Origin of the sequence: Fusibacillus kribbianus (assembly GCF_030053595.1) — a bacterium.
GTDB lineage: Bacteria > Bacillota > Clostridia > Lachnospirales > Lachnospiraceae > Lientehia > Lientehia kribbiana.
This window is the reverse complement of record NZ_JASGBQ010000001.1, coordinates 53,239-66,322: the sequence shown is the minus strand read 5'-3', so window position 1 is coordinate 66,322 and position 13,084 is coordinate 53,239. Positions and strand designations below refer to the sequence as shown.

The window sequence follows — 13,084 nt, the reverse complement described above, 5'->3', positions numbered from 1 at the left end:
CTCTTTGTGTGAGAGGATCATAATAAAACAAGGAGCTTATGGACAGGATGAAAAAGGGCGAAGTATTGGAAGGAATTGTGGAACGGCTGGATTTTCCCAATAAAGGAATTTTGCGCATAGACGATGAGACCGTCATGGTAAAAAATGTGCTGCCGGGTCAGCGGATCCAGGCGGCAGTCGGAAAACGAAGAAAGGGAAAGACGGAGGGCCGTCTTCTTAAGGTGCTGGAACCTTCGCCCCTTGAGATGGAAAAGGAACCCTGCCGCCATTTCGGTATCTGCGGCGGCTGCAGCTATCAGACGATTTCCTATGAAAAGCAGCTGGAGCTTAAGGCAGATATGGTAAAGAAGCTCATTGGGGAAAGCTGCCCGGAGGAAGTCTTCGAGGGAATCAAGGGAAGCCCGCTCCAGTTTGGCTACAGAAACAAAATGGAATACTCCTTTGGAGATGAGATAAAGGACGGTCCTCTGATGCTTGGGATGCACAGGAGAGGAAGCTTTCACGATATTGTGACGGTTGACGACTGCCGAATTGCGGACGACGATTTCCGTCTGGTACTCGGGGAAACTCTGAAGCTCTGCAGAGAGGCAGCTCTTCCGTTTTATCGGAAAATGAAGCACGAGGGATATCTTCGCCATCTCCTTGTCCGCAAGGCCTGGAAAACAGGGGAGCTTCTGGCAGCGCTGGTCACCAGCGGGCAGACGGAAGCAGCCTTCGGACAGAACGGCGCGGAGAAGGAACAGAAATTTCTGGCAGCCTTTGCCGACAGCCTTCAGGCGCTTCCTCTTGGAGGAAAGCTCATTGGTGTGCTGCACATGAGAAATGACAGCCAGGCTGATGTGGTGAAGAGCGACAAAACCACCGTTTTGTACGGACAGGATTACTTTTATGAGGAGCTTTTGGGGCTCCGTTTTAAGATCACGCCCTTTTCCTTTTTCCAGACAAATTCTGCGGGGGCGGAGGTCCTTTACAGCACAGCGCGGGAATACATCGGAGATACGAAGGACCGGCTGGTTTATGATCTGTACAGCGGGACGGGAACCATTGCCCAGGTGCTGGCTCCGGTGGCAGGAAAGGTCATCGGTGTGGAGATCGTGGAGGAGGCTGTGGAGGCCGCCAGGGAAAATGCGGCTTTAAACGGTCTTTCCAACTGCGAATTTCTGGCCGGAGATGTGCTGAAGGTGCTGGATACCATCGTCGAAAAGCCGGATCTGATCGTTCTGGATCCGCCCCGTGACGGGATCCATCCGAAGGCTTTGCCGAAGATCATCGATTACGGAGTGGAGCGGATCGTATACATCAGCTGCAAGCCCACCTCGCTGGCCAGAGATCTGAAGGTGTTTACGGCGGCAGGCTATCGGGTGGAGCGGGCGTGCTGCGTTGATATGTTCCCGGGGACGGCGAATGTGGAGACGGTATGTTTATTGTCCAAACTTCAAGCGAAGCAACATATCGAGATTGACTTGAACATGGACGAGCTTGATTTGACCGATGCGGAGAAGAAAGCTACCTACCAAGAAATCAAAGACTATGTACTGGAGCATAGCGGCTTGAAAGTCAGCAGCTTGTATATCGCACAGGTAAAACAGAAGTGCGGTATCATTGAGCGGGAGAATTATAACAAGCCGAAGTCTGAGGATACCAGGCAGCCACAATGTCCGCCGGAGAAGGAAAAGGCAATTATGGAAGCATTGAAGCACTTCGGGATGATTTGAGGTGGCGAATATGGAGCGCTTGCTTTCCTGTGAGTTCAATATGGATGCTGCCTGTGTTGAACTGAAATTTGTCGATGGCAGCATGATTTCCATTGACACGATTGCCGTTGAGAACGAGATTGCCGACAATATGTATCAGCGGTCAGAGCTGGACTGGCTAATCTATAATAAACCTCTGGAGTATGCGCAGCTGGTTCTTGACGGCAACTTGGAACGGTATGTGAAAGGCACACCGGCGCATCGGTTGATTGATTGAGAATAAGTGTGACAGAGCCCACCGGTCAACAATGATCGGTGAGCTCTGTATTATTCCAGTTCGCAACCAGGAGTTTCAAGACGACAGTCTGTTTCAAATGTTGTCGAGAATCTTTTGGACGGCATATGGCTTGGCATATTTGATATAAGCATCGCTCACGAAAATGGTGTTTGTCGCATGTGGTTCAACCCACATTGCCGGGTAGATAACAACCTTCTTTTTGCTTCTTCGTCCAGCTGCGGTAATTTCACTATCAGCAGTGATTTCGCAGCCTGATTGCTTAAGGATATTCGCTAAAGGCATGATCATGTTAATCTGTGTCTCTGGTTTGATAGGAGATGCTTTTATGCCATCAACACCCCATTCAAGGAGCTGAAGTGCAGCAAAGCGGTCAAGCATGCCATGTACATATTGGTTCCTGTAATGCTTTAGGCATTTGGAACACGCAGATCCACAATCACAGGAACTCAACAGCTCTTTCATATCGGATAGTAGTTCGGCAATTGCATCGGCTACACTGACAGCATAACCAGCGCCGCTCGATAGACTATCGTAAAGATAGATATCGACATAGGAGGCTTCAGCCCCAGTCCTGAGACGATAACCGGTGACAAGTTCGGTGAATTCAACATCGAGTTTTTTGCTTGCTACCAGTCGCAGCGCTTCAGCTAAGGATTGAGCTGCACGGCTAAGCCATGGATTATCATTACGGCGTGCATCAATAACCTTGTCGTCAATTGTGAATTCAAGGACCAACATATCAGTTATGAAGTCATAGCCAAGATTCACATTAAAGGAATTACCGTGACGGCATCTGCTTCGAGCATACTTTGACTTGTATGGCCTGTTAACGTCATTCAGAACAGAAATATCGTCGCCTGGCATAGCAGCGCCACAATCTTTGCAGACCATAAAGCCCTTGTCATCCGATCCTTTATTCAGCATGATGATTCGCTGATTTGTTCGCGAAGCAATTCGTATGTTCTTGCAACCTGGGGCAAGTTTCATTTCTTCTGCATCTGGTAGAGTTGAATATAGAGGCTGCTGTACGGCGGTATACTCTTCTGATAGCTGAACATCCGGTATTGCTTCAGCATTTCTTGGTGCAAAGCCCCATGGACGCATCATTTCACGAGTGATTTTGAGATCATCGTTCCCACAGAATGGGCACTGTTTTGTGTTTTCCTCCATCAAACCAAACCAGCCGCACTCAGGACAAGAGATAATCTGCTTCACATAATTTGGGTCTTCTGCGTAGGCACGTGCCGGGGTTAGTGATTGACCGTGATGACGTTCACTTCCAGGATAGTAGAATCCGCCAATCTGATAGGTTTGCTTATCAACCACAATTGCTCTGCCAGGAGCATATTCGCCAATAGCTACATCAAGTCCACGTTCAACCTCGTAAAGGATTTTCCCGTGCATATCTGGTATATAAGTACTGACGACGTTCTTCGGGAACGAATATGTTGGGATGATACCTTCTTCATAAAGAGCATCCAAGAGAACTTTTGCATCGCCTTCCTTGGCACCTTCATCTACACCAAAAAGCTCGGGATGAGCATGGCATTTTTCTTTAAGTGTATCAAGGGCCTCTTTGAGTTCATCCGCAAACTCTGAATAATGAAATACCACTCCAATAGGCAAAAGGAGCTTGTCCTTATCAACACTGTAGGAAGCAAGATAGTTCTTGAAACTGTCAAGGAAATCTTCGAGAAAAACGGCCGCGGGAACTGTATCAAGGCTCATATGTTTTTCTGCGAGAAATTCCTGTAAGACAACCATAGCCAGATGGCGCTGGAGGAGTTTCTCGCTTCGCACATCGATCCACGGCCTGCGGGGATCGCCACGGAACATGGGAATCGGGTCATTGAAGTACAATGTATCATGAGGACCATCTTCACAGAAGGTAACGATTGTAGATAAACTAGATCCACGTCGGCCCGCACGGCCAGCTCTCTGTTGATAGTTTTCACGCATTGGAGGAATGTTTCGCAGACCAACTGCAACTAGGGAGCCAATATCAATACCAACTTCCATGGTGGTTGTGCTGCTGAGAATATCAACAGGCGTTTCACCATCTTGAATCAAGTCCTGGAAGCGTAACTCATATTGTTCGGTCTTACTCCAAAGGTCGTCACGCTGGTCTTTATGTGAGAGCTGAGCAGTATGCTCCTCTGTGTCGATCACATGGATTGGCTCACCTTGAACCGCGTCAGCAACCGGCCTTCTCCAGAAACTAAGTGCTTCGTATTCGTCGGATTCCATCTTGTGGATATGAGTAGAACCGCAGCTTGGGCATCTGCCTTTTAGGAAGAAAGGTGTCAACTCAGAGCACTGCTCACACTTGTACCATACATGCGTAGCATCATAACGTGTCTTTACTCTGGAAAGATCAATATATAGTTTGCCGTTATCAGGTTGCGCTGAGTCAAGGAATGCTTCTTTCAATACTCGTTTCCAAGCCATCTCAGTTTCATTTCCGTCACTCCAACCCATGATCTCTCGGATGACTTTCGAAAACTCCCAATCTTTATCAAGTCCATAACCACCTCGCTTTGGGCGAACCTTTAACCGAACCGTATCATTGATGGTATGGCCAAGAGCAGTAGACATATCACAGATCGATAGAATCCAAGCATTGAAGAGATTGATAAACTCCTCATCGGTGACCGTCACATGGTTTTCCTCGAGAGCATCGACAGCATCAAAAAGTGCCTGATCGGTAGGTTCAATCCAGCTCGTAGCGGAGTCGTACAAAGTGTTATAACCTCCAGCGAACAGTCGAAGAAGGTATTCTTGCATCTGTACAGGCGCATTCGCAATCGTAAATCGCGGAGCGTAGTCTCTTCCCCGTTTTACGCATCGATTGTAATTATTCAGCGCGGAAGCACAATCTTCAGCGAATTTTGTGCGTTCATCGGCATGGAACATCTGCACATGACGCTGACCAGCTGCAAGGCAGAAATAATCGTACAGCGTATTCATGGATTGCTCGACTGCTTGCTCTTCCATTGTTTTGATCGCTATTGCAAATAACTGCCTTGCAGCAGAAATGTCCGAAGCATCAGACATATCTCTAGCCAGTTTTGCTGCACGTTGACGGCTATCAGAGAAAAGCAAAACCTTGCGTCCCTCGTTAGGAAAACGAACAGGATCACTCTCCTTTCCTGGTACAGTAGGTTGCAGTTGGAACTGCGATTTAATCAAGTTGAAGAAAGACTGATTACCTCGAGTGCTGAATGAGGTAAGCTGCGATGTAGAAAGTTGATGCCTGCAATGCGGGCAGGTCGGGAAGGTAATGATCTGCGGCCTGCCTTTTGCAGAGTAGTTGCAGTAGTATAGCTTTCTAATCCATGACTTACCAGCGGAAGAGTCATCCGTAAAGTTGATAAACCCGCTCTTCACATCAAGATAACAGGGTTTGATGGCGTTTTTACCCTGTTTTGCAGGTAGCTCAAAATCGTCAGTTGGAATAAACAGATGTACTTCTTTCATCCTGTGATCCATTAACTGACCGGGGTAGCGCCACAGGTATACATTTCCATGAAGTTCCGAGTCATCTTCAAGGACATAGCCCTTGAAGAATAGCGCACCACAGCGTCTGTCATTATAAAGCTCATAGACCACACTGCCACAATGGGGGCAAATCAAATTACCATCAGACAAATAGACCTCACCTAAAGTGAGACCTCCTTCCGAATGAGAACGGCTGCAATTCGCATTGGCACAGGCATAAACTCCAGAAATGCCTTTGAAAAGCATATGCATGCGTGCAGGGAAAAGGACAGAACCCTTGGCGTTTTTTGCAAGTGGTGCAATTGCCAGAAGGACACTGACCGCTTTTAAAGCATTTTCCTGACTGAGATCCGGGAAGATACCGTAAGACAACTCTCCCAGGGATACTGCATTCCCACGACAATACTTGATGAGTTCATGGAACGGGCGATAATAGACAAGATTGTCGTACATCCAGTTGCAGATCGCTTCCAAGGAGTTGATATTCTGGTCAAAGCCTTCTAATTGACGCCAGAACGACAAGAGCGCAGAAAGCTTTAAGTCATCCTTGTCCTCAAATTGGCTAGGATCTGAGCTTAAGAGAAGCTCAGCGGGTATGTCATATTTCAACTGACCATCAATGACTTCTCTTTCGCCGGTGAGATAGCAAAACCGGGTTGCTTTGTCGGAGGCAGTAAGCTCATTTGCAAACTTCATTACTGAATCAACGTCTTGCTGATTCTTGTTGGGCATACTTGCGGTTGTAAGTATAAATTGCACGCGGTCACGGCTAATACCAAGTTTATGGAAAAGTCTGCGAATCAGCAACGCAACTTCACCGCCTGATGAACCACGGTACATGTGTGCTTCATCAATAACAAACAGCAATTTGTTCTCGTTGTTCGAAGCAAGCCACTCGCGAGTATCATCCCAGATTTTCTGTTCTCTAGGGCGCAGCAACATATATTCCAGCATAGAATAGTTTGTGATGAGAATGTCTGGGCAAAATTGCTGCATTTCAAAGCGGGTTATTAGCTCTGCGTCCTCATCGTTTGGAATATGCCTACTCTCATGAAGTCCTTGCAGAAACTGATGCATATCTGCCTTTGCGGGGATCTTTCCCTCTTTGAGAAGGTGATTGAAGTATTCTTGTTCAGAATCACTTTGCGGGAAAGACATTCTGGCCAAAGTTTTTTCAAGTTTTCTGTCCTGTTCTGTAGAAGGCTGCGCTCCAGGGTATGGGGTTCGACCAGTATACATACCAAATTGGGGACGGCGAACTTCGTCACCGCAGGTGTTTCTGAATATCTTGATAAACTTCTTATCAGGATCTCCAATCATCCTTCTGAGTCGGCTAACCTGATCTGAAACCAGAGCGTTCATGGGATACATGACAATTGTGCGAACACCTCGTTTTGCCCATGATTCTTTGGAGTTTCTCGCTTCATCAGCCATCTTCGCAAGAAGCGGCCACATAAAACACTCCGTTTTACCAGAACCAGTACCCGTTGACACAAACAGGTTTTCACCTCTGGTTGCTGCTTCAAGCGCAGATATCTGGTGAGCAAATGGAGATGGGAAAACACCGATACCCGCTTCTGCCAACTGTAAAAAATAATCTTTCAGCCAAGGTTCTATGGATGCTGTTTCAATGCCGTTTCGGACAGTAACGTATGCCGGAGATGACTCAATAAAGGGTTTCTGGTAAAGCAGTCCCTCATCATCAATATGATCGCTTAAGGCAGAGAGCAGGAGGGGAGACTTTCCGAAATACTGTGATTTAATATAGTCTTCCAACTCCGTTCGCAACTGCTTATGAACAGAATTCGCTCCGTTTGGCATCAGATTGTCCCTCCTTTAAATTCATATCCCTCATCAGATAGAACATTTTTAATGGCTGTAAAGACTTCTATTGAGAGTTTCCGCCTAAAATTGCACGGGAGTGATGTGCATATCTCAGGCCAGCTATAGAGTTTTAAAAACTCAAGTTCACGTGGTGGGAGCAAATAATTCATATGTACATGGACTAATGCTCCATCCTCGAAATACTCTATTGGCGGCAATGTTCCATAGGTTGAGAGACAAGCACATGCAAGCGATCTGTAATTGTAGGACTCTACCTGCCACTGTGGGAGCGGGCTGACTTCTATCGTAGTACCAGAATAGCGGTAAAGATAGTACAACTGTGAACCTTTCATTCCGGTTCGAAGGATCGAAACAGTACCAGTCGTATCCGGCTTGTTTACCCAGTACCCTTGAGAGAAGGGTTGTTTTAAGCGAAGGTACTCTGTATTTTGCTCAAACGACAGATTGGATTTCCACGAAGCAGAAGATAGCGTTATACGCCACAATGCTTGTAAATTCTCTTGTTCGAGACCGAACATTGCCTTTGTCCTATCTGGATTTTTTGCTCCATACTGTTTTGAATAAAACCCAATACCGGATACGCAGGAAATACTATCCAGAGCAATGCCTCTTTGAAATAAGATATCACCAAACGGTTCTTCGTGCTTCATTGATGGAGCTATTCGGTTGGGGCGGTGATAAACCACTCCCGTACTTAAGAATTGGTCTACAATCTCATCTTCGAGTTCCTCGGAAACATATGGTAAGCTGCCAGAAAGCTCCGGGTACATTGATTTGTAATTTGCAAGCATACTGCGGACTTTTCTTTTTAAGTGCACAATGGAAATGGGGTCTTCTTCCGAGTCGTCCCAGAGCGAAGCATAAGCCATCATTCCACAGATACTATACACCAGACGAGTTTTCCATTCGTTCTCTGTTTCTCGTGCTCCTTTGAAGATATGATACTTGTGCGCCACTGACGAAAGCAGCCCATTATACTTGTTCATTAGAATTCTCCTAAAACATACTGCAGATCACGCTTGAGGCCTTCAGAAATTGCGATACCCTTTTGAGGATCAGCAATCGCCTCTGTGAGTTCATTAATTTCCAGTGAAGCATAAGCAATAGGAAGGACAGCATATAAGAAGTCCTCATCCGTTGTTGTTGCAGAGTAAATGCCGTGCATCGTAGCAACAAGTCTGTTGATTCGGTTCCTGACTAACGAACTTATCTTTAATTTTGAAAGGACCCTTAAATCTTTACGTGTACCCTTTGGCGTTGAGTAGGCTTTGAAGTCCTCAGCAAAATAACCTCCACAGTATTTTCCAGTAGCTTTTTCATCCACAAAAAACTCTGTAAACAGCGGTAGCATAAATCCGTACAGGCTCTTTGGCTCAACTTGGATATCTTCTGCATATGGATGGGTGGCAACATAGAAAATATCTTTTTGAGAAAGAATCTCCGGGAGTCTGTTCATCCAGCCACTTGCAAGAAGATTGTTGATTATCACGATGTCTTCGCCATCGGTGCCAATTTCAGTGATTACCTGATTGCAATAACCGCCCTCACAGCAGAGCATTCCATATTTATAACCTGTTACGGCTGCGCTGAATGCTTGAACAATGTCAATTGCATTAGGGCCAACAAGAAAAATTGGCTGTTTTTCGATATAGGCAGCGCAGAGGAACACGGCTAGGCCGCTTCTGTATTTTTCTGCTACACCGGCCTCTCCGAGTTCAAATGCAGCTGTATTAATGACATCTGCCCAAGAGTGATGAACTTCGAGATCATTGAGGTCCTCGAATGCTGAAAAAGTGTGATATGGGGTAATAACAGGTTTGGGCAAAACTTCAACTGAGGCAGGAGCCTTTGTGGCTGCAACTTGAATTGGTTGTCCACCAATGAATGCCATATTTGCAATGAAATCTGCCGCGTTTTCGCGCGCCTTTTGGATTCTTTCAGCAACTGCAACTTCAACATCCTCAGCCAGTTTTTCCTTTTCAGCTATGATACCGGCAAGACGTTCTTCTTCCAATTTAGTTTTATTAAATGCTTCTTGCGCTTCGATTAAACTAACAGTAGCAGATTTTAACTGGGCATCAAGTGAATCGAGTTTCTTCTGGGCTTCAGCTAATAAACTCTTATTCTCTGCTTCCCAATCCGTACGAATGAGTGCTTTTATTCTTTCCTGAAGTTCAGTACTTGCAGAAATAGCAGAGAGGATTATTTCGTCTTCTAAACTATCTTCATCAACGTATTTCCAGACCACATTTAGGAATTCATCCAGCAATTCTTTAGCAGCGGAATTGGAGCAACGGCACGCAGTCTCAATCTTGCACGTTATGTCGTCAACTGGAATTGCACCGAGAAAATCCTTGAAGGTTCTATACTCGGCACGAGTCAACCCTCTTGTTTTATATGTACCCCAAGAAATTGAAGAGAAAACGATATTCTTTACAATATCAAGGGGACTTTTCAATTGATAAAGCTTACTTGGAAGACCAGCAAACGCATTTCTATAGAAAGAGAGCCCATTATCCAAACGCAAAATGTTGCCACCGGTAAATTCATATACTGGTACTTCAATGCAATCTTCAGCAAAGGCAGTTTTTCCATTAACCGTGTTGAGTTCTTGGGTGTTGCACAGAATGCCCATGTACTGTCCTTTGGATGCATAAAAGGCGAACATGACTCTATGACTATGAGGTTGGTATTCGATTCCGTTTTTTAGCAGATTGATCAGGTTGTCAAGGTTTGATGCTTCTGAAATGGTAACGACTTCAATGGCATCAAGGTCCATGTTGTACCGGGATAATATATAATCCCTGGAAGGGTCCTTCTCATTCGGAGTTGCGGACCAAGCCCAAATGCCATAAAAACCGTCATTGGAAGGGCCGTCCTTATAGAAAATCTTGTCTCTATTTGTGAAGTACGGCGGAACATCTTCACTTTTGCGGAAAATGTGATAGTGCCCATTATGACTCAAATCAGCATAACGAATAAGCCATTTCTGCCCATTGTAATCTGAGATAACACCACATAAAGAAACGATTTCATCGCTACCAACAGAGGGCAGAACAGAAGTATCTGTATCGTCAAACTGTGCGAGATAATCGGCATCGTCACTTTTAGCAGCGGTAGGAGCAGTCTGCAACTCCGTAATTCTCTCTTGCGCCTCAGCTAACAAGGATTCCAATGTGTCTTTATCCTGTTCAATCTCTTGTATTTTCCGTTTGTATTCTGCCTTTATAGTATTAACACTCTGCTGAGCAGCAATTTGATCGAGTAGATGGCGTTTTTCTTCTTCCAAAACCTTAATACGGTCAGCCACCTCCGCATTCCTTGCACGCTCAGATTTGATGCTCTCCATTCTTTCATGAAGTTTAGAGCGGGCATCCGCATCCATAGTTTTTCCTGCAAGTTTGAGGTATAAATCAACATTATTGGCAAAGACGGAGTCAAGCATAGTCGATGCCAGGGCAATGTCATGCGTTGAACCCTCCTCTTCAAGTTCCTCAATGTTTTCCTGAATTTCCTTAAGCCAGATATCTACCCTTGTATTGACCCACATTGCAATAAAGGGCTTATCAACATTGACTATAGCAATCGAAAGCGCTTGCTGCTCTGTCAATGATTTGGCTCTGAATCCTTTTCGTATTTTCGAGAATTCCTGTTCGTTTCTTTTAAAGAGTTCTTTGAAATCTCTACCAGTGATGATTCTGCAGAGGATTGGTTTTTCTTCCTGAGTAAGAAGATCAATGTAATTCATAATGCATCTCCTTATCTATTCGTATTCATGCTGCGATAGGCCTCTTGCAATCTGCGGTATGATTGCTCATTAATAGTGCCATTTTTAATACATTTTCGTATCCACTGACATACCTGCGGATAGCAATTCATACCAGCTAACATATTTCGCAAAGAGTGCGGAGCCGGGATTGTTGCCCCTGATACATTAGTAATTCGCTTCAGCATTTCAATTTCGTCATTTACAACGATGGGCTGTTGCTTCTTGAAATCGATTTGCCAGATGACATCAAGGCCAATGACAACTTGAACGCCTAAACCGTAGGATAGTCCGTTCAACTCTATATATTTGTCAGCGGATAATTTCCGCTTATCTACAACACGGTTATTGTTGAAGATAATTAGCTCTCCATCAAATGTTGATTTGAAGCGCAATGTTTTGTCGTGCGGTAGAGTATCGGTCTCGCCAGGATCAACCTCAGCACCTGCAATATCGGTTACTGAAACTTCTGGATGCAAGCCCACCTGGTCAAGAGGCTCTTTCCAAAGGTATGTGTATTGTAAGGCTTGAGTGCGGCCAGCAGATATTAACTGCTGTCTGCCGGAACAAAACACCTCATATAGTTTTGACTGAGATGAATTGTAATTTAGCTGACGAACTGTCACAGAAGGAAATGTTTTAACTGCGGCTACATTACCTTCGATAAGCATATACATACTGTTTTGATTGTGCTTAACAATATAATTTCCTTCGACAAATAACGGCCATACCGGTTGCAATGAAACAGGGTGATCTGTCAGCCGACAATGGAACTCGAGATAGAATCGGGCTGCATCTTCATTAAATGCAGATGCAGAAACCACATAGAGACTCCAAGTTTCCCACCCGATTCGTTTTTGCATGATTTCTTGAATTCGCACGCTGCTGAATGACTTCCTATAGATGTAGCCACGTTTTAGCAGGTAGTATTCTTTACCAATCTCAACATCGGCATCATATGAGAGTTTTTTACCGGAAACTTTTTCAAACAACGTACCTTCCGGCTCAATGCCTTTAATCTCTGCCGGCCAGAATTCACGTAATTTATCGCTTCCATTTTGGAAACTGAGAGTGTATTTTTCAAATGGCCTTTCACCGATAGGAAGATATGTAATACTGTCGTAGTTCAGTCGTTCTTTGGTGAACACATAGGATACATCAAATGCTCCCTTTGGTTTGATTTCTATACGGAAATCCTTGTTGAGAGAACTTATTGGAGCACGAATCAAGCCGACTTCAAAGCTGAAAGAAGATGAGGATACGCTTGTAATACGGATTGGTAAATCGTGTTCCTGAGAACCGTAAGAGATTGAATAGCCAGCTCCGAATGTACGCTCAGGACAACCTTTGCTTTTTTCATAGGCACTGTGTTTGAAGTAACGTATCCTAATGTCGCCATCGGTAAGAATGACATACTGGCCACAGAGTTCACACATAAACAGACCGCTATGAGCAGATACAGTCCCACCTGGATGCAATCGGGCGGCTTGTTCTGCTGTGATACGCTTCCAGCCGTTTTCTGACCACATACAGACATGTGTTAGTGAAGCCATATGCATTCCTCCTTATGTAGTTTCCTCTTTTTTATTTTCCTTAAGTATTTTTTTGTTTTTGCCTTTTTGAGTTTAAGGCCCTCTCTCTGAGTAACTAAGAATAAATCTGTCTACAGCAGACACATGGGAAATTGCAAACACAAGGCAATTGCTGATGTAGGAAAATCTGAAAAATCACTGATACAGATCAAAGAGAGTTTTCAGATTTGTCATTTTCTTCGTGCCGGTTCCAAACTGAGTTTTTACAGTTTGGGTACCATTGTGTGAAGAAAATTGCAGGTGTCCAGAGGGGGGCAATCCCTTTGGCTCTGGGTTTCCAATAGGGGCGAGTAGCAGCCCTGTTGGCACACGATTTTCCGTAGGAAAGTCTAGTGTGTTATACCTTTGCTTCCGGCTGACGCTGGAAAGGGGCTGGCTGCGGCATCTGCGA

General features: G+C 45.0%; 6 protein-coding genes. 2 read left to right on the top strand and 4 right to left on the bottom strand.

Annotated elements, in window-relative coordinates; genetic code table 11:
- Nucleotides 1-47: 47 nt before the first annotated feature.
- Both rlmD and QJ036_RS00325 read left to right on the top strand, forming a co-directional pair.
- Nucleotides 48-1,715: a 23S rRNA (uracil(1939)-C(5))-methyltransferase RlmD gene (gene rlmD / locus QJ036_RS00330; RefSeq protein ID WP_283229704.1), complete on the top strand. Its 1,668-nt coding sequence runs from the start codon at nt 48-50 to the stop codon at nt 1,713-1,715.
- Nucleotides 1,716-1,725: 10 nt separating this feature from the next.
- Complete coding sequence (locus tag QJ036_RS00325; protein WP_283229436.1) at nt 1,726-1,971, top strand: DUF6061 family protein; 246 nt, start codon at nt 1,726-1,728, stop codon at nt 1,969-1,971.
- 93 nt (nt 1,972-2,064) lie between these two features.
- On the opposite strand, the gene QJ036_RS00320 is transcribed toward QJ036_RS00325, so the two are convergent.
- The 4 genes from QJ036_RS00320 to QJ036_RS00305 are packed head-to-tail and all read right to left on the bottom strand — an operon-like array spanning nt 2,065 to nt 12,654.
- Nucleotides 2,065-7,311: a DEAD/DEAH box helicase gene (locus QJ036_RS00320; protein WP_283229435.1), complete on the bottom strand. Its 5,247-nt coding sequence runs from the start codon at nt 7,309-7,311 to the stop codon at nt 2,065-2,067.
- Entirely contained in the window at nt 7,311-8,321 is a 1,011-nt protein-coding gene (locus tag QJ036_RS00315; protein ID WP_283229434.1) for a hypothetical protein, read from the bottom strand. The genes QJ036_RS00320 and QJ036_RS00315 overlap by 1 nt, the downstream gene beginning before the upstream one ends.
- Nucleotides 8,321-11,083: a coiled-coil domain-containing protein gene (locus QJ036_RS00310; RefSeq protein WP_283229433.1), complete on the bottom strand. Its 2,763-nt coding sequence runs from the start codon at nt 11,081-11,083 to the stop codon at nt 8,321-8,323. The genes QJ036_RS00315 and QJ036_RS00310 overlap by 1 nt, the downstream gene beginning before the upstream one ends.
- Nucleotides 11,084-11,094: 11 nt before the next feature.
- Nucleotides 11,095-12,654 (bottom strand): hypothetical protein, encoded by a 1,560-nt coding sequence (locus tag QJ036_RS00305; protein WP_283229432.1) that lies wholly within the window; start codon nt 12,652-12,654, stop codon nt 11,095-11,097.
- Nucleotides 12,655-13,084 lie beyond the last annotated feature (430 nt).

Coding starts and splice junctions, on each gene's coding strand:
- rlmD (WP_283229704.1), top strand. CDS start 48: ATGAAAAAGGGCGAAGTATTGGAAGGAATTGTGGAACGGCTGGATTTT.
- QJ036_RS00310 (WP_283229433.1), bottom strand. CDS start 11,083: ATGAATTACATTGATCTTCTTACTCAGGAAGAAAAACCAATCCTCTGC.
- QJ036_RS00315 (WP_283229434.1), bottom strand. CDS start 8,321: ATGAACAAGTATAATGGGCTGCTTTCGTCAGTGGCGCACAAGTATCAT.
- QJ036_RS00305 (WP_283229432.1), bottom strand. CDS start 12,654: ATGGCTTCACTAACACATGTCTGTATGTGGTCAGAAAACGGCTGGAAG.
- QJ036_RS00320 (WP_283229435.1), bottom strand. CDS start 7,311: ATGCCAAACGGAGCGAATTCTGTTCATAAGCAGTTGCGAACGGAGTTG.
- QJ036_RS00325 (WP_283229436.1), top strand. CDS start 1,726: ATGGAGCGCTTGCTTTCCTGTGAGTTCAATATGGATGCTGCCTGTGTT.